Raw genomic sequence first — 21,398 nt, 5'->3', positions numbered from 1 at the left:
CAGCGCCTCGGGCGGGGGTGTGCGCCGTCTCATCTGACGGGCGGAACGCTGACGGCCATGGTGAGTTCGACCGGTTCGGTGCCCTCGTTGCGGTAGGCGTGCGGGTGGTGCGCCTCGAACGTGGCGGAGGTCCCGGCGCCCATCTCGTAGGGGATGTCGGCGACGACCAGTGTGAGCGTTCCGGCGGTGACGTGGAGGAGTTCGACCGTGCCCTCGGGGTGCGGGTCCGAGCGGCTTCCCTCGCCGGGCATCAGCCGCCAGGAACAGAGTTCGAGCGGGCCCCGGGCGTCCGTGCCGACCAGGAGCGTGGTCGAGCTGCCCGCCTCGGTGGACCAGAGGCGGACGGTCTGGTCGGCGGGGACCAGCCGGACCGGGGAGCCCTGTTCGTAGTCGAGCAGGGTGGTGATGCTGACGCCGAGCGCGTCGGCCAGCTTGACCGTGGTGCCGACGCTCGGATTGGTGCGGGCCTGCTCGATCTGGATGATCATGCCGCGGCTGACTCCGGCGCGCGCGGCCAACTGGTCCAGGGTGAAGCCGCGTTCACCGCGCCAGCGCTTGAGATTGCGCGCGAGGGACTGGGTCAGCTGATCGAGGTCCGTCACATTCCGTCCAATATTCTGTATGACACGGTCCAGCATCCTGCACTACGGTGCGGTGTACCCACTCGTTCGCCGCACTGTACTGCGAGGCCCCCATGACCGCGTTGTTCGCCCTTGCCACCAGTCTCCTGTGGGGGCTGGCCGACTTCGGGGGCGGCCTGCTGACCCGGCGCACGCCCGCGCTGACCGTGGTCGTGGTCTCGCAGATCATCACGGCGACGGTGCTGGGCGTGATCGTGATGGCCACGGGCGGCTGGAGCGAGGCGGGGCCCCGGCTCTGGTACGCGGTCGCGGCGGGCGTCGTCGGACCGGTGGCGATGCTCTGCTTCTACCAGGCGCTGGCGCTCGGCCCGATGGGCGTGGTCTCCCCGCTCGGCTCGCTCGGCGTCGCCGTGCCGGTGGGCATCGGGCTGATCGCCGGGGAGCGCCCGGACCTGCTCCAGGGCGCCGGGGTCGCGGTGGCCGTCGTGGGTGTCGTGCTGGCGGGCGGCCCGCAGCTGCGCGGGGCGCCGGTGCAGCGGCGGGCGGTCCTGCTGACCCTGGTGGCGGCCTTCGGCTTCGGGGCCGTGATGTCACTGATCTCCCAGGCGTCGACCACGGTGACCGGGCTGTTCCTCGCCCTGTTCGTGCAGCGCGTCACCAACGTGGCGGTGGGCGGCGGGGCGCTGTACGTCTCCGTGCGGCGCGGCGGCCGGGCGCTGCCGGAGGACGGGGGCGCCGCGGCGGTCCGGGCGGCGCTTCCGGCGCTGGCGTTCGTCGGCCTCGCGGACGTCGCGGCCAACGGCACCTACTCCATGGCCGCCCAGCACGGCCCGGTCACCGTCGCCGCGGTGCTGGCCTCGCTGTACCCCGTGGTGACCGCCCTGGCCGCGCGCGGGTTCCTGAAGGAGCGGCTGCGGGGCGTGCAGGCGGCGGGCGCGGGGCTGGCCCTGGTCGGCACGGTGCTGCTCGCGACGGGGTAGGACGGTCAGCCCTCTTCGAGCCGGGCCACGGCGAGGAGTTGTTCCGGGGTGACGCCCTCGGGGATCGGGACCGGGGCCGGTGTCCGCAGGGGCGGCTGCCAGCCCTTCTCCGGGTCCCAGCCGCGTACGACACGGGCGGGCGCTCCGGCCACCACCGCCCGGTCGGGCACCTCGCCGCGGACCACCGCTCCGGCGGCCACGACGACGTTGCGGCCGAGGCGGGCGCCGGGCAGGATCACCGCGCCGGTGCCGATCCAGCAGCCCGGGCCGATGGAGACGGGCTCCATCCGGGGCCACTGCTTGCCGACCGGCTGGTGCGGGTCGTCGTAGCTGTGGTTGGTCGAGGTGATGTAGACGTACGGACCGCAGTACGTGTCCGAGCCGATGGTCACCGTCGTGTCGGCGACGACATGGCTGCCCCGGCCCAGCACGACACCGTCGCCCAGGGTGAGGATGGGGTCGGGCCCGAGGTCCAGGCCGGGCATGAGGCCCGCGGTGAGCGTGACCTGTTCGCCGATGATGCAGTGGTCGCCGAGCCGGATCCACGGCTCCCCGAAGACCGTGCCCTGCGGGAAGGCCAGCCGGGTGCCCGTGCCGATCCGGGCGAACCGCAGCCCTCCGGGGTGCTCGGCGGTGACCGAGCCCGCCTCGCGCGCCCAGCGCCAGCAGCGGTGGACGGCGCCGGACAGGGCGCGCCGCCGCCAGGCGGTCAGGGAGGCGAGCGGATTCCGGTTCTTCGGCACGCGCTCACCGTAAGCCGCGTCCACCGGGCGGGCGGCGGGACCGGCCTGTGATCTTCACCCCAACAGGGGGCCGCGCCGTGGCGTCGCATACGGTTTCCCCGGCGACGACCGACGGCACCGGAGCACGGAGGAACGGGCGATGGCGGAGCAGGCGATGATCATGGGCATCGGCGGCAAGGAGCCGGTCATCGACGCGGAGGCGTTCACCGCCCCGACGTCGGTGGCGATCGGCGACATCACCATGGCGGCGGGCTCCAGCCTCTGGTACCAGGCGGTGCTGCGCGCGGACTGCGGGCCGATCGTGATCGGCGCGGACTCCAACATCCAGGACAACTGCAGCGTCCATGTCGACCCCGGTTTCACGGTGACGGTCGGCGAACGGGTCTCGGTCGGCCACAACGCGGTCCTGCACGGCTGCACCATCGAGGACGACGTCCTCATCGGCATGGGGGCCACGGTCCTCAACGGCGCCCACATCGGCGCGGGCTCGCTGGTCGCCGCGCAGGCCCTCGTACCGCAGGGAATGCGCGTCCCGCCGGGGTCGCTGGTCGCGGGCGTCCCGGCGAAGGTGAAGCGGGAGCTGACCGAGGAGGAGCTGGCGGGCGTCCGCTTCAACGCGGTGGGTTACGTGGAGCTGGCTAAGGCCCACCGCGAAGCCTGCGAGGGCTGAGACCGGCTCAGTCCGCGACCGGCACGTTGTCCGGTTCCGGCTCGGCGGCCGCGGCGGAGTGCGCGGCGGCGGCCTTCTTGGCACGGTTCTTGAGGACCAGCATGGAGGCGAGGCCGATCAGCACCGCGATGGCCAGGCCCAGGTAGGAGAACCGCTTGAGCCACGCCTCGGCGACGACGCCCACCGAGTAGATGACGGCCGTGGTGCCGCCCGCCCAGGCGATCCCGCCGAGCACGTTGGCGATGAGGAACTTCCAGTACGGCATGTGCAGCACACCGGCCAGCGGACCGGCGAAGATGCGCAGCAGGGCGACGAAGCGGCCGAAGAACACGGCCCACATGCCCCACTTCTGGAAGGAGCGCTCGGCCAGGCCGATCTGGCTCTCGCCGAAGTGCTTGGGGAACTTCCCGCCGAGCCAGGCCAGCAGGGGCCGTCCGCCCTTGCGGCCGATGGCGTAACCGATCGAGTCCCCGATCACGGCTCCGGCGGTGGCGCAGGCGCCGAGGATCCAGGGGTTGATGCCGTCGTGGCTCGCGGCCAGCAGCGCGGCGCTGACCAGGACGATCTCGCCGGGCAGCGGAATGCCCAGGCTCTCCAGCCCGATGACGGCGCCCACCAGGATGTAGACGCTGATCGCGGGGACGGTCTCCAGCCACTCCTGGATGTGCAACGCCGGTTCCTCCGTAGTGATGTCCTGTCGCCCGCCGGACACTCATCGGCGCACCGCGGGAAGCCTACCCTCAGCTTCACGGAGGCGGACAGCGAGAAGGGCCGCCGGTACGGGGCGGCCCTTCTGGCACGGATGCGGTTCTGCGGCTCAGGAGTTCGGGCGCAGCGTCCAGATCACGGTCATCTCACCGGTCACGGCGCCGTCCCCGCGCCGGATCTCCACGGTTACCGGGAACTCGGGACGCTCGCCCGCGTCGAGTTCGGCGACGACCTCGGCGGCGGGGCGGCCGAGGACGGCGGTCGCGGTGACCTCGCCCATGGCCAGCTTCTTGTAGCCGATCTCGGCGCTGACCGCGAGCGGCACGGCCCGGGAGAGCTGGTCGCCGAAGGCGGCGATGACGATGGCGCCGCTCGCCGACTCGGCCAGCGTGAACATCGCTCCGGCGTGCGGTCCGCCGACGTGGTTGTGGTAGTCGGGCTGGTCCGGCATGCGGATCACCGCGCGCTCGGCGGTGGACTCCAGGAATTCGAGGTTGAGGGTCCGGACCATGGGAACCGTCGCGGCGAGCATCTCGCCCGCGGTCATCTGTTCAGCGCTCATGGACGGGATGTTACTCATGGGTAGACAGCTTTGGCCATGCCTCTCCGGACACTCACCGGGCGGGCCGCCGCCGCTCCTTCACCGTTCGCACACGGGGGCGGACGTAGCACGCGGGGCGGGGCCCCTCTATCGTTACTCGCCATGTGGCCAGGACAGCAGCCGCCCGGGGGCGAGCAGAACCCGCAGGACCAGAACCAGAACCCGTACCAGCAGCCGGGGTACCAGCAGCCGAATCCCTATCAGCAGCCGGGATATCAGCAGCAGGGTCAGCAGCCGAACCAGCAGCCGGGCCAGCAGCCCGGTTACGGCTACCCGCAGCAGGGCGGGCAGGGCGGGTACGGACAGCCCAACCCGTACCAGCAGCCGACCGTTCCGCAGTACGCGGTGCCCGGTCCTCCCGGCGACCCGCAGCCGGGCAACGACAAGAAGAAGACCACGGTCATCGCCATCGTCGCCGCGACCGCGGTCGTGGTGGCCGCCGCGGTCACCGGTGTCATCGTGCTGAACAAGGACGACGACAAGGACGGCAAGAACGTCGCCGACGACAAGAAGTCGTCCGCGCCCGCCAAGCCGTCCGGCTCCCCCTCCGCGCCGGAGGACAACCCGCGCGGCGGCGAGGACGCCAAGCCGCAGATCGCGGGCTGGAAGGTCGTGACGAACCCCAAGTGGGGCACCCAGTTCGACGTGCCCGGCGACTGGGAGGTGTCCCCGCCCTCGGTGCAGTCCTTCTTCGAGGACGAGAAGAAGAACGACGGCATGCCGCTCATCGGCTTCAGCGCGCCCGCGGACCTCAAGCAGGAGTGGTGCACCGACGACGCCGACAAGGACGGCACCAAGGACAAGTACAGCCTGGCCGGCACCGGCACCCGGGGCGCGCAGGGCGCCACGGACGCCGACGTGAACGCCCGTAACGAGGCGGGCACCTGGGCGTGGGCCGCGTTCGCGCAGCACATGCCGAAGAAGACCATCAAGATCAGCAAGGCCAAGCAGTACACCACCAAGTCGGGGCTGACCGGAAGCCTGGTCACCGCGACCGCGCCCAACGTCACCAAGCGCTCCAAGTGCAGCAGCGACGGCAAGACGTACGCCTTCACGTTCAAGAACAAGAACAACGAGTTCGCCTCGTGGGTGCTGTACGCCGCCGCGGGCGTGGACGACGAACTGCCGAACGCGACGATCGAGAAGATCCTCAGCACCGTGCGTCTGGTGCCGGTCGCCGACCCCGACGGCGAGTCCTGACCCCGGTCCGGGAACTCATTTGCACAACCGGGCGGCGGCCGCGATAGTCCCTGAGTGACCGACGCAGCCGCCCCCGCCCCCCGCACCACCCGACCCGCCCCGGCGGGCCGCAACTACCGGCTGCTGACCGCCGCCTCGATCATCACCGCCCTGGGCACCCACGGCGCGCTGATCGCGGCGGCGTTCGCGGTTCTCCAGTCGGGCGGCGACGCCGGTGACGTCGGTCTCGTCGCCGCCGCCAAGACCGTGCCGCTGGTGCTGTTCCTGCTCATCGGCGGGGCGATCGCCGACCGGATCCCGCGCCACCGGGTGATGGTCGCGGCCAACACCCTCAACTGCGTCTCGCAGGCGCTCTTCGCCCTGCTGGTCCTGGCCGGCGACCCACAGCTGTGGCAGATGATGCTGCTCACCGCGCTCTGCGGCACCGGGCAGGCGTTCTTCGGCCCGGCGGCCGAGGGCATGCTGATGTCGAGCGTCAGCGGCGAACAGGCGAGCCGCGCCTTCGCGCTCTTCCGGATGTCGACGCAGGGCGCCGCGATCGGCGGCGCGGCCCTCGGCGGCGCCATGATCGCCGCCATGGACCCTGGCTGGGTGCTCGCCGTCGACGCGGCCGCCTTCGCGGTCGCCGGGGCCCTGCGCGCCTTCCTCGACGTCAGCCACATCCCGGCCCGTGAGCCCGGGGGCGGGCTGCTCGCGGACCTGCGGGACGGCTGGCAGGAGTTCACGGGCCGCCCGTGGCTGTGGGCCATCGTCGCCCAGTTCTCCGTGGTGGTCGCCGCCGTCGGAGCGGCCGAGGCGGTCTACGGTCCGCTGGTCGCCCGCGACTCGCTCGGCGGCGCCCGGCCCTGGGGCTTCGCGCTCGCCGCGTTCGGCGTCGGCAACCTGGCCGGGGCGCTGCTGATGATGCGGTGGAAACCGCGCCGGCTGCTGCTGGCCGGAACGCTCTGCGTCTTCCCGCTGGCCCTGCCGTCGGCCGGGCTCGCGGTGCCGTTGTCGGCGTACTGGCTCTGCCTGGTGATGTTCGTCACCGGTACGGCGATCGAGGTGTTCGGCGTCTCCTGGATGACGGCCATGCACCAGGAGATCCCGGAGGAGAAGCTTTCGCGCGTCGCCGCCTACGACTGGTTCGGCTCGGTGGCCATGGTGCCGGTCGCCACCGCTCTCGCGGGACCGGTCGAGTCGCTGGTCGGGCGCTCCCAGGCGCTGTGGGGGTGCGCGGGCCTGGTCGTGCTCGTCACGGGTGCGGTGCTGTTCGTTCCGGACGTACGCAACCTGACCCGCAGGTCCGAGACGGTCGAAGTGGCCGCCGCCCCGCTCGTGCCGCCCACCTCAGCCGAGGCTGAAGGCGCCGTCGGGCGGCTCGGGTGACGCCACCGCGTCCTCGTCCCCGACCGGCCGCGCCCCGTTGACGAACGCGGCCAGCGACGCGCCGTGCTCCACCCGCGCCGCGAACGCGTCCGCCGCGCACCGGCGGGCCAGCGCCGGTACGTCGAACGGGGCACGGGAGGCGACCAGGACCACGTTGCCGAAGCGGCGGCCGCGCAGCACGCCCGGCTCCGCGATCAGCGCCAGCTCATCGAAGACCGCGGCGAACGTGGCCAGCTGCGAGCGCAGGAAGCCGAACGGCGGCCCGTCGGCCAGGTTCGCGGCGTAGATCCCGTCCGGCCGCAGCGCCCGCGCCGCCGCCCGGGCGTACGGGACCGAGGTGAGGTGGGCGGGGACCCGGGACCCGCCGAAGACGTCCGCGATCAGCAGGTCCACCGAGCCGGGAGCGGTCGCCTCCAGCCTGGCGCGGGCGTCCGCCGCGTGCACGGTGATGCCGCAGTCCGCGGGCAGCGGCAGGTGCTCCGCGACGAGGCCGACGAGACCCCGGTCCGCGTCCGCCACCTCCTGCCGGGAGCCGGGGCGGGTGGCCGCGACGTAGCGGGGCAGGGTGAGGCCGCCGCCGCCCAGGTGCAGGACGTCCAGCGGTTCGCCCGGGTCCGCCGCGCAGTCCACGACGTGGCCGAGCCGGCGGGCGTACTCGAACTCCAGGTGCTCGGGCGCGTCGAGGTCGACGTAGGACTGCGGGGCGCCGTCGACCGTGAGCAGCCAGGCCCGCTCCCGGTCCACGTCCGGGAGGAGGCGTGCGGTGCCGTGGTCCACGTCCCGGATGACGGGTATCGACTCGTTCACTCCCCCATTGTGCGGGCTGACGCGAAGGGGGCCCGCCTCCCCCGGGATCGGGAAAGGCGGGCCCCAGGGCCCGTACGGCTCAGAGCAGCTCCGTGACGGTGCCCGCGCCGACCGTGCGGCCGCCCTCGCGGATCGCGAAGCCGAGGCCCGGCTCCAGCGGGACGTCCCGGCCCAGCTCGACGGTCAGGGTGACCGTGTCGCCGGGGCGTGCGACCGCCGCCTCGCCGAGGTCCACGTCGCCGACCACGTCGGCCGTGCGGATGTAGAACTGCGGCCGGTACCCGGTGGTGACCGGGGTGGTGCGGCCGCCCTCGCGCCCCGACAGGACGTACACCCGCGCGGTGAAGCGCCGGCTCGGGCTGACGCTGCCCGGCGCCGCGACCACATGGCCGCGGCGCACCCGGTCGCGCTCGACGCCGCGCAGGAGCAGCGCGACGTTGTCGCCGGCCTCGGCGGACTCCATCGGCTTGCCGAAGGTCTCCAGGCCGGTGACGACCGTCTCGATGTCCGGGCCGAGCACCGACACCCGGTCGCCGACGCGGACCGTGCCGCGCTCCACCGCGCCGGTGACGACCGTGCCCCGGCCGGTGATGGTCAGGACGTTCTCCACCGGCAGCAGGAACGGCGCGTCGGTGTAGCGCACCGGCATCGGCACATAGGTGTCGACGGCGTCGAGCAGCGCCTCCACGGCCCCCGTCCAGCGTGGGTCACCCTCCAGCGCCCGCAGCCCCGACACCCGTACGACGGGCACCGTGTCGCCGCCGTAGCCGTGCGCGGACAGCAGCTCGCGGACCTCCAGCTCGACCAGGTCGGTCAGCACTGCGTCCTCGCCGTCATCGGCTGCGTCCGCCTTGTTGAGCGCGACCACGATGTGGTCGACGCCCACCTGGCGGGCGAGCAGGACGTGCTCGGCGGTCTGCGGCATGATCCCGTCGACCGCGGAGACGACGAGGATCGCCCCGTCGAGCTGGGCGGCCCCGGTGACCATGTTCTTGATGTAGTCGGCGTGACCGGGCATGTCGATGTGCGCGTAGTGCCGGGTGCCGGTCTCGTACTCGACGTGCGCGATGTTGATGGTGATGCCGCGCTGCGCCTCCTCGGGCGCGCGGTCGATGCGGTCGAAGGGGACGAAGGTGCCGGTGCCGCGGTCGCTGAGCACCTTGGTGATGGCGGCGGTCAGGGTCGTCTTGCCGTGGTCGACGTGGCCCATGGTGCCGATGTTGAGGTGCGGCTTGGTGCGCACGTATGCCGTCTTGGGCATGGGTTCATTCCTTGGGATGCGAAGCGTGACGTGAGGACCCCGGGGCCGGCCGACCCTCCCCTCGCGGGGTCCGCCGGACGGCCGGGGGAGGGTCAGCTTCGGGCGCCGCCGAGGGGCGCTGCGGCAGCGGTGACCGCTGCGGCGCCACCTGCTGCGAGGGTGCACACGGCAGCCTTCGGCGCGTCCGCGACTGCGGACGGCGCTGCGAGGAAGGCGTACCGGGACATGCGCCGATCATCTCCGAAGGGCCGCCCGCCCGTCGAGCGAATTACGGCGGGCCGTACGGGGATTGGGCGCGGGCGGGCGTGGACCCGGCGGGGGCGCATTACGGCGATCACACACCTTTGTCGGTTAGTCTCCCCGAATGCTCGACACCGTCCCCGCCGCCCGGCCCGCCCCGGCCCCCGGCCTCGCCGTGCGCTGCACGCGGGTGCTGCTGTCGCCGTGGTCCCGGCTCTCGCTGCTCGTCGCCGTGCTGGTGGCCGCCGCGACGGCCATGCTGCTCCTGGATCCGCAGCGGCTGCTGACCTCGGGCCGGCTCGGGGAGCTGAGCGGCGGTTCCACGGCGGTGGTGCTCTTCGGACTCGCGTACGGCGTCTGCACGGTGGCGTTCGTGCCGCGTCCGCTGCTGAACCTCGCGGCGGGCGCCCTGTTCGGGGCGCAGGCCGGGCTCGCGGCGGCGATCGGCGGCACGGTGCTGGGCGCGGGGGTCTCCTTCATGCTGGGCCGGGTCCTGGGCCAGGACGCCCTGCGCACCCTGGTGCGGGGGCGCTGGCTGCGGGCGGCGGACGGGCAGCTGAGCCGGCACGGCTTCCGCTCGATGCTGGCGCTGCGGCTCTTCCCCGGGGTGCCGTTCGCCGCCGCCAACTACTGCGCGGCCGTCTCGCGCATGGGCTATCCGCCGTTCCTCGTGGCGACGGGCCTGGGCTCGGTGCCGAACACCGCCGCCTATGTGGTGGCGGGCAGCGAGGCGTCGTCGCCGACCTCGCCCGCGTTCCTGGCGGCGATGGGCTTCATCGTGCTGACGGGGGCCGCAGCGGCTGTGGTCGCCTGGCGCCGCCGCCACCGCCTGGGCGCCTGAGGACCGCGACCTGCCCGGCCGCGCGGGGGGTGTGACCGGCTGTTCACCCGGGGGCGATACGCTGCCCGCGACCGACAGACGAGACAGGGCCCCGGCCGGGCCCTGTCCTCGCGTGACCGCAAACCGCCCGACGCCTGCGCCCGACGCCGGTGGCCGGTGCACGAGTACCCCGGGATGGCCCAAGCCCCATGAGCTGGTTCGAATCGTTCGTCCTCGGCCTCGTCCAGGGACTGACCGAGTTCCTGCCGATCTCCTCCAGCGCGCATCTGCGGCTCACCGCGGCGTTCGCCGACTGGCAGGACCCGGGCGCGGCCTTCACCGCGATCACCCAGATCGGCACGGAGGCCGCGGTCCTCATCTACTTCCGCAAGGACATCGCGCGGATCGTCTCGGCGTGGTTCAGGTCGCTGACGAACCGTTCGATGCGCGGCGACCACGACGCCAAGATGGGCTGGCTGGTCATCGTCGGCTCCATCCCGATCGGCGTGCTCGGCCTGGCGTTCCAGGACCAGATCGAGGGCCCGTTCCGCGATCTGCGGCTGATCGCCACCACCCTGATCGTGATGGGCATCGTGCTGGGCATCGCGGACCGGATGGCCGCCCGCGACGAGAAGGGCGGCCGGCACCGGGCCGGCAAGCAGCGCAAGACCCTGCGCGAACTGGGCGTCAAGGACGGCCTCATCTACGGCTGCTGCCAGGCGATGGCCCTCGTCCCCGGCGTCTCGCGGTCCGGCGCCACGATCAGCGGCGGTCTGCTGATGGGCTACACCCGGGAGGCGGCGGCGCGTTACTCGTTCCTGCTGGCCGTCCCGGCGGTGCTCGCCTCGGGCGTCTTCGAGCTGAAGGACGCGGGCGAGGGGCACGTCTCCTGGGGCCCGACGCTCTTCGCCACGGTCATCGCGTTCGGGGTGGGGTACGCGGTCATCGCGTGGTTCATGAAGTTCATCACGACGAAGAGCTTCATGCCGTTCGTGATCTACCGGATCGTCCTGGGCGTCCTGCTCTTCATCCTCGTCGGCGCCGATGTGCTGAGCCCGCACGCGGGTGAGTCGGCGGGCTGACCTCCGCAGAACGCCGCCGCCCCCTGCCTCGGCAGGGGGCGGCGGCGTTCTTGTCAGAGCTCCGTGTCGTCGGGGCCCTCGGCGCCGAACTGCTCGGCGCGCAGGGCGAGGTCCTGGAGGACGTCCGCCGAGGTGACGTCCGTCTGCCCGGAGTCGTGGATCTGGGCCAGCATGGCGAACGCCAGGGTGAACGCCCCGACTAGCTGTTCCACCGCTCCCCCGACCTCGCGTCCGACGACCACCACCACGTCCTCGACCGTGGCGTCCTCCGGGATGGCGATCCGGGGCATGGTCTCGTTGAGTAGGGCGGTCACCACGGTCGAGTCGGTGTCGGCGTCGTCGCGGTCCGGGTTCTCCTCCAGCAGCCGGCGCATCTCCCCCGCCTCGGTGAGGATGCCGACCACACGCTTCACCACTTCGCTCTGCTCCATCCCGCGAGCATAGGCGGCCCGGCCCACCCGCACTACGACGTGCGACGGTATGCCGTGCCGGGGCCCGGACGGCCGCCTCCGCCTCGGCACCGGCGCCCGCGCCGCCGTAGCGTACGAAGCAGGTCCGGACGGCGGAGAGGAACCCATGAGCGGCACCGAGCTTCCCGTGATCGCGGCGGTCGACGGCTCCTCGCACAGCTTCGACGCACTGGACTGGGCGGCCCGTGAGGCGGTCGTACGGGACTGGCCGCTGCTCATCGTGCACGTCAGGCAGCTGGCCCGGCGCACCGGCCAGGAGGCGCAGGAGCGGGAGGCGGGCGAGCTGCTGGCGTCGGCCGTGCGCCGGGTGGCGCAGGTCGCTCCGGGGCTGCGGCCCACCACGCTGGCACCGCTCGACTTCCCGTCGGCGGCGCTGGTCTCACTGAGCCGGGACGCCTCGCTGCTGGTGCTCGGCTCGCGGGGGCTCGGCGGGTTCCGGTCGCTGATGCTGGGGTCCAACAGCCTGGCGACGGCGTCCATGGCGAAGTGTCCCGTGGTGATCGTGCACGGCGGCCGGGACGACGAGGAGCCGGCCGGTGCGGACGCGGGCGAGGTCTTCGCGGACATCGTCGCCGGGGTGGCCGCCGACGAGAGCAGCGAAGGGGTGCTGGACTTCGCCTTCGAGACGGCGGCGGCGCACCGGGGCGCCCGGTTGCGGATCGTGCACGGCTGGACGATGTTCTCGTCCATGCTGTCGGGCGGGCCGGTCTTCGACCGGGACGCGGCGGCGGACGCGGCCGAGCGGTCGCTGGCCGAGCTGACCGCAGGCTGGCGCGCCCGGTTTCCGCAGGTCGAGGTGATGAAGGAGCCGGTCAACGGTTCCGCGACACGCACCCTGGTCACCGCGTCCGCGACGGCCTCGCTGACCGTCATCGGGCGGCGGCGGGGCGGTGAGTCGCTGGGCCTCGGCCTTTCGCCGGTGGCGCACACGACCCTCACGCACGCGATGGGCCCGGTGGCCGTCGTCCCCTGCTGAGAGCCGGACCGCGTCCGCTGCCGCACACTGGGCAGAAGATCGGGACCGGACGGCGGACGGACCTGCCGGCGGGCGGGGCGAGGAGGTGCGGCATGGATGCGTGGACCGGATGGCGCGAGCGCGGCGCGCGCGTGCTGGACCGGACTCCGGCGCGCGTGGCCGCGGCGCTGGTGGCCGGTGCACTGCCGGCCCTGGCCTTCCCCGCGCCCTCGCTGTGGTGGTTCGCCTATGTCTGCCTGGTCCCGCTGCTGTTGCTGGTCCGGTCCGCCGGGACCGGGCGCGCGGCGGCGCGGGACGCGTGGCTGGGCGGCACGGGTTACATGATCGCCGTGCACCACTGGCTGATGCCCAGCCTGCATGTGTTCATCGTGATCCTCGCGGCGCTGCTCGGTCTGCTGTGGGCGCCGTGGGGGCTGCTGGCGCACCGGCTGCTGCGGGGTCGGGTGAGCGGGTGGGCGGCGGCCGCGGCGGTGGTCGTGGTGCCGTGCGGCTGGCTGATGATCGAGCTGGTGCGGTCGTGGGAGGCGCTGGGCGGCCCGTGGGGGCTGCTGGGGGCGAGCCAGTGGCAGGTGGAACCGGCGCTCCGGCTGGCCTCGGTGGGCGGGGTGTGGCTGGTGACCTTGCTGGTGGTGGCGGTGAACACGGCGGTGGCCGTGCTCCTTGTGCACTCCGCCGCCCGGGCCGTCGCCGCGGTGTCGCTCCTGGTGGGGGCGCTGGTGGCCGGTGCGGCCTGGATGTGGGCGCCGCAGCCCGAGCGGACGGGCACGGCCCGGGTGGCCGTCGTGCAGCCGGGGATCGTGGAGGGTCCGGGGAGCATTCAGCGGAGGTTCGCCCTCAGCGAGAAGCTGACGCGGTCGCTCGCCGGCAAGGACGTCGACCTGGTGGTGTGGGGCGAGAGCAGCGTCGGCGTCGATCCGGTCCGGCGGCCGGAGATCGCGGCCCGGCTGGCGGCGCTGTCGCGAGCGGTGGGCGCGGACGTCCTGGTGAACGTGGACGCCCGGCAGACCGACGCGGCGGGGCGCACCGGGATCTTCAAGAGCGCCGTGCTGGTCGGTCCGGACGGGCTCACCGGTGACCGGTACGACAAGATGCGGCTGGTGCCGTTCGGCGAGTACATCCCGGCCCGCTCGGCGCTCGGCTGGGCGACCTCGATGGGCCGGGCGGCGGGCGAGGACCGGCTGCGCGGCACGGGCCCGGTCACGATGCGGGTGCCCGGCGCGGACGGGCTGCGTCTCGGCCCGCTGGTCTGCTTCGAGTCCGCGTTCCCGGACATGAGCCGGCGTCTGGTCCGGGACGGCGCGGGGCTCCTGGTCGCCCAGTCCTCCACGTCCTCCTTCCAGCACGGCTGGGCACCGGGCCAGCACGCCTCGCTGGGCGCGCTGCGGGCGGCGGAGAGCGGCCGCCCGATGGTGCACGCCACCCTCACGGGCGTGAGCGCGGTGTACGGGCCGCACGGCGAGGCGGTCGGGCCCCGGCTCGGCACGGACACCAGCGGCACCGCCGTCTACGGGGTGCCGCTGGCCCGGGGCACGACGCTGTACGTGCGCCTGGGCGACTGGCCGGTGTACGGGGCGCTGGGGGTGCTGGCCGTCTTCTGCACGGCGGAGGGCGTACGGGGGGTGCGGGCCCGGAGGCGCACGCGGGCGGCGGCGCAGGCTGTCTAGGCCGCGTCGAGCTCCCGCAGGACGCGTTCGCACAGTTCGTGGGTCTCCAGGGCGTCGCGGGCGCTCAGCGGGCGGCCGTCGCGGACGGCGTCCAGGAACGCCAGGACGGCCTGCTCGATGCCGCGCTGACGGGCCACCGGGACCCAGTCGCCGCGGCGTCGCACGCTCGGCTGGCCCTTGTGGTCGATGACCTCCGCGAGGTTGAGCACCTCGCGCTTGGAGTCCTGGCCCGACACTTCGAGCCGCTCCTCGGTCGAGCCGCTGAGCCGGTTCATCGCGCCGATCGCGGTGAAGCCGTCGCCGGACAGCTGGAGCACCACGTGGTGCAGCAGGCCGTCCACGAGCCGGCCGCTCACCACGGTCCGCTCGACCGGGCCGGGCGCCAGGAAGCGCAGGGTGTCCACGACGTGGATGAAGTCGTCGTAGACCATGGTCCGGGGTTCCTCGGGGAGCCCGACCCGGTTCTTCTGGAGGAGGATCAGCTCGCGCGGGTGCTCAGCGCACTGGGCGTAACCCGGGGCCAGCCGGCGGTTGAAGCCGACGGCGAGGCCGGTGGAGCGCGCCTCGGCGAGCTCCACCAGGCGGGTGGACTCCTCCAGCGTGTACGCGAGCGGCTTGTCGACGTACGTGGGGACGCCCGCTTCGAGCAGCCGGCCCACGATCTCGGGGTGGGCGGCGGTCGCGGCGTGCACGAACGCGGCGTCGAGCCCCTGGGCGAGCAGCGCGTCCAGGTCCTGGTGGCACCGGTCCGCCGGGATGCGGTGGGCGGCGGCGACCTCGGCCAGGGTGGCCGGGTTGCGGGTCTGGAGGTGGAGTTCGATGCCCGGCAGGGTGCCGAGCACCGGCAGGTACGCCTTCCGCGCGATGTCCCCGAGCCCGATGCAGCCGACCTTCACAGGGTTGTTCCTCTCGCTGGTCAGCGCCGTGTGCCGGGCGCCTCCTCCGTCGTCCCGGCAGCATACGTGGCGCCCGGGGGCCGCCAGTCGGCGATCCCGTCGAAGGTGCGCAGGACGAGCCCGGGGCCGAGCCGCGAGACGGTGGCCATGAGGAGGTCGCGGGCGGCGACGGCCGGCGCACTGGTCAGGCTCATGAGCCGGGCGACCCGGTCGGCCTTGCGGACGACGGCGGCGGTACGCGGCAGCCGGTCGGCGGTGTACGCGGCGAGGCCGGCGCCCAGGTCCCGGCCGGGGGCCACCCGGTGGGCGAGGACAATGCCGTCCTCGATGGCCTGATTGCCGCCCTGGCCGAGGGTGGGGGCCATGGCGTGGGCGGCGTCCCCGAGCAGCGCGGCGCGGCCCCGGTGGAAGGCGGGGAGCGGGTCGGCCATGCGGTACACGTCGTTGCGGAGAATCTCCTCCGGTGCGGTGGCGGCGATGATCCCGGGGACCGGGTCGTGCCAGTCGCCGAAGCGGCGGAGGAGTTCGGCCTTCTCGTCGTCGGCGGCCCGGGCCCCGGCGGGGGCGGTCGCCGCCGCGTAGGCGTAGATCCTGCCGTCCTTGAGCGGCTGGGTGCCCCACAGCGCGGCGCGCCCCCAGGTCTCGTGCGGCGGGAAGGGGCGGTCCGGGGCCGGGACGACGACGCGCCAGGTGGTGAAGCCCGCGTAGGAGGGGCCGGGGGCGTCCGGGAAGAGGGCGCTCCGGACGCCGGAGTGGATGCCGTCGGCACCGACGACGAGTTCGGCCTCGATCGTCCCCGTCGGCGTACCGACGACGGCGGGGGCGCCGCCCGCGGTGCCTGGGTCGGCCAGGCGGGCCGGGCAGCCGGTGCGGAGGGCGTCGGCGGGGAGCCGGGCGGCGATGCGGTCGATGAGGAGGGAGCGGTGCACGAGGACGAGCGGGCCGCCGAAGCGCTCGGCCGCCGCGGCGGCGTCGGTGCGCGCGAGCCAGCGGCCGGACGGCGCGCGCATTCCGCCCTCGCCCTGCCAGGCGGCCAGGGACCTGATCTCGTCGCCGAGCCCGACGACGTCGAGCGCGCGCTGGGCGTTGGGGGCGAGGCCGATACCGGCGCCGACGGGCTCCAGGGATCCGGCGCGTTCCAGCACGGTGACCTGCCAGCCGGACCGGTGCAGGGCGAGGGCGGCGGTGAGGCCGCCGATCCCGCTGCCGATGACGACCGCACGGCGCTTGTCCATGGCTTTCCCTCCGGTTCGAGGTGCGCGGAAACTACATCTGTAGTGCCATGGCCCAACGTACTACAGCTGTAGTTCCGGCGGTAGGTTGACCCCATGACCGCACGCCCCACCGGCTCCGACCGGGCCGAACTGATCGCCGACGCCGCGCTCGCCCTCCTCGCGGAGCGCGGCATGCGGGGGCTGACGCACCGGGCGGTGGACGAGCGGGCCGGACTGCCCCAGGGCTCGACGTCGAACCACGCCCGGACCCGGCAGGCCCTCCTCGAGACGGCGGTGCGACGCCTCGCGGAGCGCGAGGCGCGGGTCCTCGCACCCGGCGGACTCGGGGCGGGCACGGACACCGGCGAGCTGGTCGCGGGTCTTGCCCGGGCCCTGCACCGCTATCTGACGCACCACCCGGAGCTGCTGGTCTGCCGGTACGAACTGGCGCTGGAGGCCACCCGCCGCCCCGAGCTGCGGGAGTTCTTCGACGCGACGGGCCTGCAGTTCCGCGCGCCCCTGGTGGCGCTGATGACCGCGGCCGGGTCGCCGGACCCGGAACGGCACACTCTGTCCCTGGTCGCCTGGTGCGAGGGGCTGATGTTCTCGTGCGCGGCCGGCTCCTACCACCGCTCCGTACCGAGCGAGGCGGAGCTGCGCACCGGCTTCGGCGAGCTGCTGCGCGGGATGCTGGGGTCCTGACGCGCCGTTGCGGCGGCGCCGTGCTGACCGGCGTCACTCGTGCGGGCGGATCGGGGGCGACGGAGGCATGGAGCGGCCACCGGGCCCGCAGAGTTGATCACGTGCAACGAACGAGAACCGCCGTGAAACTCCTGGTCTGCCTCGCGGTCGCGACCCTGACCGGGTGCGTGTCCGTCCAGCCGCATCCGGCCGCGCCGCCGCGCCCCGGGGCCGGTCGGCCGGCCCACGACCTGGCCCCGCAGACCGCCGGGCCGCCGGTCCACGACACGCTGGAGGCCGTACCGAAGGCGAAGCCGTCCCGCACGGCCTCGCCGTCCGCCGCGCGCAAGCCGTCGCCGGAGCGCCCGGCCGCACCGCTCGGCGAACCGCGCCTCGCGCTGCCGCAGCGGCCCGCGCCCGCCCCGGACCTGCCGCTGCCGCGCCGGATCGCCCCGCCGCCGCCCGCACCCGTCCTGCCCGCGCCCGGCGGCGGGTCCGGGGTGTGCGATCTCGGCAGGGGCTACGGCCACTGGCCGGCGGGCAGCCCGCAGTCCAGGATCTGCGACCGCACCTACGGGCGGTGAGGCGGCGCTCCGGAGGCGCCGGTCACCACTCGCGCAGCCGCCGTTCCAGCCGGCCGATCGCCGCCCGGACGCCGCCCCCGTAACCGTCGTCCGTGCCGTCGTCGGCCAGCACCTCCGAGGCCGCCCGGGCCCGCTCCAGGTGGTCCCGGGCGGCACCCGGGCGCTGGAGCTTCATGTAGTCCGCGGCGAGGTTGAGGTGCAGCGAGGGGTAGAAGGCGCGCATCGCCAGCGCGTCCCGGTCTCCGGCCGCGCCTTCGTCGGCCAGGGCCCGGGCGGCGGTCAGCGCGCGCAGGTCCCAGGCCAGTTCGTCGGCGGGGTCGTCCTGCGTATCGGCCATGTAGTGCGCCAGGGTGCACCGGTGCAGGGCGTCGCCCTCGTCGCCGATCTCGGTCCAGAGCACGGTGAAGCGGTTGCGGGCCTCTTCCCGGTCGCCTCCGTGCAGCAGCATGACCGCCTGGCCGATCCTGGTCATGAAGACGTCCTCCGACGCCTCCCGCTGCTCCGTCACCACGGCCTCCTCGCGCCCGTCCGCCCGAAACCGGCGGTCCGGCTTCCGACGCTAGCCGCCGGGACGGGCGGACGCGTGGAGGCTCGGGGCCGGATCAGCCCAGGTCGGGGATGCGCCAGTCGATGGGCTGGTGGCCCTGCTGGGCGATGGCCTCGTTTATCTGCGTGAACGGGCGGGAGCCGAAGAACTTCTTCGCCGACAGCGGCGAGGGGTGCGCGCCCTTCACCACCACATGGCGCTCGGTGTCGATCAGGGGGAGCTTCTTCTGCGCGTAGTTGCCCCAGAGGACGAAGACCGCCGGGTCGGGGCGGGCGGCGACGGCGCGGATCACGGCGTCGGTGACCTTCTCCCAGCCCTTGCCCTTGTGCGAGTTGGCCTCGCCCGCGCGGACGGTGAGCACGGCGTTGAGCAGCAGGACGCCCTGCTCGGCCCACGGCATCAGATAGCCGTTGTCCGGGACGGGCAGGCCCAGCTCCTCCTTCATCTCCTTGTAGATGTTGCGCAGCGAGGGCGGGGTCTTCACGCCGGGCCGCACGGAGAAGCACAGGCCGTGGCCCTGGCCCTCGCCGTGGTACGGGTCCTGGCCGAGGACGAGGACCTTCACCTTGTCGTACGGGGTCGCTTCCAGGGCCGCGAACACCTGCTCCCGGGGCGGGTAGACCGGTCCCGCGGCGCGCTCCTCCTCCACGAACTCGGTGAGCTCCTTGAAGTACGGCTTCTGCAGCTCTTCGCCGAGGACGCCGCGCCAGGACTCGGGCAGCAGGTCGGTGTCGGTCACGTGAACAACCTCCGGTAAGCAATCCGTTCTTGCTCCCAGAACCTACCGGGCGCCACTGACAACGCGGTCCGGGCGGGCCACCGGGGCCCGCCCGCGCGCGGTGCTACCAGCTGGCCTTGCGGTACAGCTCCCACATCTGCATGACGGTCTGCGGGTCCAGGGCGCGCTCGCCGCCGCCGATGTCCTCGCCTGCCGCCACGTACAGCTTGCCCTGCCACAGCGGCAGCAGCCGTACATCGTCCACCAGGATCTCCTGGGCCCGCTCGAACTCCTTGCCGACCGTGCCCCGGTCGCTCTGCTTGCGGGACTGGGGCAGCAGCTGCTTGGTGATCTCGTCCTGCGCGTAGGGCGTGCCCGTGACGCTGTTCTTGCCCACGAAGGGGGCGATGAAGTTGTCCGGGTCCGGGAAGTCCGGGAACCAGCCCCGGCCGAAGACCGGGTACTCGCCCTTGGTGAAGCCCTCCTGGAAGGTCTTCCACGGCCGGTGCTTCAGGGTGATGCGGAAGAGCCCGGACGACTCCAGCTGACGCTTGAGCTCGTTGAACTCGGGCTCCGTCGAGGAGCCGTAGCGGTCGGTGGTGTACCAGAAGGTCATGGGGACGGGCGTGGTGATGTGCGCGTCGGCCAGGATCTGGCGGGCCTTGTCCTTGCTGGGGTTGCCGAAGGTGTCGAAGAAGGAGGTGGTGTGCGCGGCGATGCCCTTCGGGACCATCGAGTACAGCGGTTCGGCCGTGCCCCGGTAGACCTTGGCGACCAGCGCGTCCCGGTCGACCAGCTGGGCTATCGCCCGCCGGACGGCCGGCTTCCCGGCAGCGGGGTCGGCCGGGTTGAAGACCAGGAAGCGGATGTCGGCACCGGTGGACTCGACGATCTGGAGGTCGCTGCCCTTGCCGTTGGTCCTGCTGTCCTCGATGCTGACGACGTCCTCGGCGGACAGGCCGCGGTAGGTGGCGTCGATCTCGTTGTTCCGGAGCGCCTTCACCATGGCGCCGGACTCCTTGAAGTACCGGATGGTCACGGCGTCGTTCTTGCGGTCGGCGAACCCCTTGTAATCGGGGTTCTTCACCAGTTCGGAGCGGTCGCCCTGCTTGTAGGAGTCCAGCAGGTAGGGGCCGGAGCCGGTGACCTTGCCGTCGTCGCGGATCTTGTGCTTCGAGTACGCACTCGGCGCGACCAGGGACATGGCCGGGGTGGCCAGCACGAAGGGGAAGGTGGCGTCGGGCTTCTTCAGGTTGAAGATGACGACGTCGTCGCCCTTGGTCTCGACCCGGTCCAGCGAGCCGAGCATGCCGACGGGGCCGCCCTTGACGCCGATCTCCGAGATCCGGTCGATGGAGTACTTCACGGCCGCCGCGTCCAGCTTGTCGCCGTTGGAGAACTTCAGCCCCTCGCGGAGCGTGCACCGGTAGGCGGTGCTGGTGCGATCGGTGAACCTGCACTCCTCGGCCGCGTCCGGCTCGGGCTTCGTACTGCCGGTGGGGAAGCTCACCAGGGTCTGGAACACATTCCGCATCAGCTCCCAGGAGCCGTCCCACGCCGCCGCCGGGTCCAGGGTCGAAGGCTCACTGGTCGTGCCGACAGCGAGCTTCTGGTCCACCTCCGAGCCGCCGCCGGGCAACAGCCCGCAGCCGGCCAGCAAGGACAGGGACGCAAGGGCTGCAGCGGCTTGCAGACTGGCCCGGTAGAACACGTGCACGCTCCTCGATCAGCCATGGGTCGGCAGACCATACCGCAGCGCCCCGCCGGGTCAATCCGCTGGCCCGGCGAGGCACTTGAGGCAATCGGGGCCATATCGGCCCAGGCCGGATCAGCCGACTCCGGCATTCAGGAAAATGCCCCCGTCGACCACCAGGGTCTGGCCCGTGATCCACGCGGACTGGTCGGAGGTGAGGAAGGCGGCCGCGCCGCCGATGTCCTCCGGAACGCCCAGCCTGCCGAGCGGGTAGGCGGCGGCCGCCTCCTCCTCGCGGCCCTCGTACAGCGCCTGGGCGAAGCGGGTCTTGACGACCGCCGGGGCGATCGTGTTGACCCGGACCACCGGCGCGAACTCGTGCGCCAGCTGGAGGGTCAGGTTGACCATGGCCGCCTTGCTCATGCCGTACGCGCCGATGAAGGGCGAGGCCGAGACCCCGGCGACCGAGGCGATGTTGACGATCGCCCCGCCGTTCTCCTTCTGCCACGCCTTCCAGGTCTGCTGGGCGAAGCCGAGCGCCGAGACCACGTTGGTCTCGAAGACCTTGCGGGCGACGTTCAGGTCGAGCTCCGCGATCGGCCCGAAGACCGGGTTGGTGCCGGCGTTGTTGACCAGGAAGTCGACCCGGCCGAACGCCTCCATGGTGCGCTCGACGGCCACCGCCTGGTGCGCCTCGTCGTGCGCCTTGCCGGCGACGCCGATGACCCGGTCGGCGCCGAGCGTCTCGACGGCCTCCTTCAGGGCGTCCTCGTTGCGCCCGGTGATGCACACCCGGTCGCCGCGCTCCACGAGGGCCTGCGCGATGCCGTAGCCGATCCCCCGGCTCGCGCCGGTGATCAGCGCGACCTTGCCGCTGTCCTGCACAGTCATGAT

23 protein-coding genes are annotated in these 21,398 nt (G+C 73.1%); 10 read left to right on the top strand and 13 right to left on the bottom strand.

Annotated elements, in window-relative coordinates; translation table 11 throughout:
- Positions 1-29: 29 nt before the first annotated feature.
- On the bottom strand, positions 30-602 hold the full coding sequence (locus AMK18_RS29245) for a helix-turn-helix domain-containing protein (RefSeq protein WP_073865129.1): 573 nt from the start codon (positions 600-602) through the stop codon (positions 30-32).
- Positions 603-694: 92 nt separating this feature from the next.
- Here AMK18_RS29245 and AMK18_RS29240 point away from each other — a divergent pair, with 92 nt between their 5' ends.
- Complete coding sequence (locus tag AMK18_RS29240) at positions 695-1,561, top strand: DMT family transporter (protein ID WP_018105183.1); 867 nt, start codon at positions 695-697, stop codon at positions 1,559-1,561.
- Positions 1,562-1,566: 5 nt separating this feature from the next.
- Here the strand turns inward: AMK18_RS29240 and AMK18_RS29235 are convergent, their stop codons facing one another.
- Positions 1,567-2,304: an acyltransferase gene (locus AMK18_RS29235; RefSeq protein ID WP_073865257.1), complete on the bottom strand. Its 738-nt coding sequence runs from the start codon at positions 2,302-2,304 to the stop codon at positions 1,567-1,569.
- Between the two features lie 139 nt (positions 2,305-2,443).
- On the opposite strand from AMK18_RS29235, the gene AMK18_RS29230 reads away from it, so the two are divergent.
- Complete coding sequence (locus AMK18_RS29230) at positions 2,444-2,974, top strand: gamma carbonic anhydrase family protein (RefSeq protein WP_018105181.1); 531 nt, start codon at positions 2,444-2,446, stop codon at positions 2,972-2,974.
- A gap of 7 nt (positions 2,975-2,981) precedes the next feature.
- On the opposite strand, the gene AMK18_RS29225 is transcribed toward AMK18_RS29230, so the two are convergent.
- Entirely contained in the window at positions 2,982-3,644 is a 663-nt protein-coding gene (locus AMK18_RS29225; RefSeq protein WP_018105180.1) for a DedA family protein, read from the bottom strand.
- A gap of 147 nt (positions 3,645-3,791) precedes the next feature.
- Positions 3,792-4,229: a DUF4442 domain-containing protein gene (locus tag AMK18_RS29220; protein ID WP_018105179.1), complete on the bottom strand. Its 438-nt coding sequence runs from the start codon at positions 4,227-4,229 to the stop codon at positions 3,792-3,794.
- Positions 4,230-4,385: 156 nt separating this feature from the next.
- On the opposite strand from AMK18_RS29220, the gene AMK18_RS29215 reads away from it, so the two are divergent.
- Both AMK18_RS29215 and AMK18_RS29210 read left to right on the top strand, forming a co-directional pair.
- Positions 4,386-5,483, top strand: coding sequence for a hypothetical protein (locus AMK18_RS29215; protein ID WP_018105178.1), 1,098 nt, complete (start codon positions 4,386-4,388; stop codon positions 5,481-5,483).
- A 54-nt stretch (positions 5,484-5,537) separates the two neighbouring features.
- Positions 5,538-6,851, top strand: a complete 1,314-nt coding sequence (locus AMK18_RS29210) for an MFS transporter (protein WP_018105177.1) — start codon at positions 5,538-5,540, stop codon at positions 6,849-6,851.
- On the opposite strand, the gene AMK18_RS29205 is transcribed toward AMK18_RS29210, so the two are convergent.
- Together AMK18_RS29205 and tuf are read right to left on the bottom strand one after the other, a co-directional pair.
- Positions 6,813-7,658: a spermidine synthase gene (locus tag AMK18_RS29205; protein ID WP_073865128.1), complete on the bottom strand. Its 846-nt coding sequence runs from the start codon at positions 7,656-7,658 to the stop codon at positions 6,813-6,815. The two genes, AMK18_RS29210 and AMK18_RS29205, sit on opposite strands and share 39 nt — an antisense overlap.
- A 79-nt stretch (positions 7,659-7,737) precedes the next feature.
- A complete protein-coding gene (gene tuf / locus AMK18_RS29200) occupies positions 7,738-8,919 on the bottom strand; it encodes an elongation factor Tu (RefSeq protein WP_073865127.1) in 1,182 nt (393 codons plus the stop codon).
- A gap of 364 nt (positions 8,920-9,283) precedes the next feature.
- Here tuf and AMK18_RS29195 point away from each other — a divergent pair, with 364 nt between their 5' ends.
- Both AMK18_RS29195 and AMK18_RS29190 read left to right on the top strand, forming a co-directional pair.
- Positions 9,284-10,000, top strand: a complete 717-nt coding sequence (locus AMK18_RS29195; protein WP_018105174.1) for a TVP38/TMEM64 family protein — start codon at positions 9,284-9,286, stop codon at positions 9,998-10,000.
- 188 nt (positions 10,001-10,188) lie between these two features.
- Positions 10,189-11,061 (top strand): undecaprenyl-diphosphate phosphatase, encoded by an 873-nt coding sequence (locus AMK18_RS29190; RefSeq protein ID WP_073865126.1) that lies wholly within the window; start codon positions 10,189-10,191, stop codon positions 11,059-11,061.
- 53 nt (positions 11,062-11,114) lie between these two features.
- Here the strand turns inward: AMK18_RS29190 and AMK18_RS29185 are convergent, their stop codons facing one another.
- On the bottom strand, positions 11,115-11,492 hold the full coding sequence (locus AMK18_RS29185) for a hypothetical protein (protein ID WP_198957104.1): 378 nt from the start codon (positions 11,490-11,492) through the stop codon (positions 11,115-11,117).
- Positions 11,493-11,637: 145 nt separating this feature from the next.
- Here AMK18_RS29185 and AMK18_RS29180 point away from each other — a divergent pair, with 145 nt between their 5' ends.
- Together AMK18_RS29180 and lnt are read left to right on the top strand one after the other, a co-directional pair.
- On the top strand, positions 11,638-12,507 hold the full coding sequence (locus AMK18_RS29180; protein ID WP_073865256.1) for a universal stress protein: 870 nt from the start codon (positions 11,638-11,640) through the stop codon (positions 12,505-12,507).
- 92 nt (positions 12,508-12,599) lie between these two features.
- Entirely contained in the window at positions 12,600-14,171 is a 1,572-nt protein-coding gene (lnt, locus tag AMK18_RS29175; RefSeq protein ID WP_073865125.1) for an apolipoprotein N-acyltransferase, read from the top strand.
- Here the strand turns inward: lnt and AMK18_RS29170 are convergent.
- Together AMK18_RS29170 and AMK18_RS29165 are read right to left on the bottom strand one after the other, a co-directional pair.
- A complete protein-coding gene (locus AMK18_RS29170; RefSeq protein WP_073865124.1) occupies positions 14,168-15,067 on the bottom strand; it encodes a Gfo/Idh/MocA family protein in 900 nt (299 codons plus the stop codon). The two genes, lnt and AMK18_RS29170, sit on opposite strands and share 4 nt — an antisense overlap.
- Positions 15,068-15,087: 20 nt before the next feature.
- Complete coding sequence (locus AMK18_RS29165; protein WP_073865123.1) at positions 15,088-16,302, bottom strand: FAD-dependent monooxygenase; 1,215 nt, start codon at positions 16,300-16,302, stop codon at positions 15,088-15,090.
- Positions 16,303-16,395: 93 nt separating this feature from the next.
- Here AMK18_RS29165 and AMK18_RS29160 point away from each other — a divergent pair, with 93 nt between their 5' ends.
- Together AMK18_RS29160 and AMK18_RS29155 are read left to right on the top strand one after the other, a co-directional pair.
- On the top strand, positions 16,396-16,983 hold the full coding sequence (locus tag AMK18_RS29160; protein WP_018105167.1) for a TetR/AcrR family transcriptional regulator: 588 nt from the start codon (positions 16,396-16,398) through the stop codon (positions 16,981-16,983).
- 122 nt (positions 16,984-17,105) lie between these two features.
- Positions 17,106-17,546, top strand: coding sequence for a hypothetical protein (locus AMK18_RS29155; protein WP_073865122.1), 441 nt, complete (start codon positions 17,106-17,108; stop codon positions 17,544-17,546).
- 22 nt (positions 17,547-17,568) lie between these two features.
- Here AMK18_RS29155 and AMK18_RS29150 read toward each other — a convergent pair whose 3' ends face one another.
- The 4 genes from AMK18_RS29150 to AMK18_RS29135 form a co-directional block, all read right to left on the bottom strand.
- On the bottom strand, positions 17,569-18,054 hold the full coding sequence (locus AMK18_RS29150) for a hypothetical protein (protein WP_073865121.1): 486 nt from the start codon (positions 18,052-18,054) through the stop codon (positions 17,569-17,571).
- A 94-nt stretch (positions 18,055-18,148) separates the two neighbouring features.
- Complete coding sequence (locus tag AMK18_RS29145) at positions 18,149-18,832, bottom strand: uracil-DNA glycosylase (protein WP_073865120.1); 684 nt, start codon at positions 18,830-18,832, stop codon at positions 18,149-18,151.
- A 103-nt stretch (positions 18,833-18,935) separates the two neighbouring features.
- Positions 18,936-20,522, bottom strand: coding sequence for an ABC transporter substrate-binding protein (locus AMK18_RS29140; protein ID WP_073865119.1), 1,587 nt, complete (start codon positions 20,520-20,522; stop codon positions 18,936-18,938).
- 117 nt (positions 20,523-20,639) lie between these two features.
- On the bottom strand, positions 20,640-21,395 hold the full coding sequence (locus AMK18_RS29135; RefSeq protein WP_026171791.1) for an SDR family oxidoreductase: 756 nt from the start codon (positions 21,393-21,395) through the stop codon (positions 20,640-20,642).
- Positions 21,396-21,398: the final 3 nt, after the last annotated feature.

Source organism: Streptomyces sp. CB01249, assembly GCF_001905735.1.
Lineage (GTDB): Bacteria > Actinomycetota > Actinomycetes > Streptomycetales > Streptomycetaceae > Streptomyces.
This window is presented reverse-complemented; position numbering and strand designations above follow the sequence as displayed.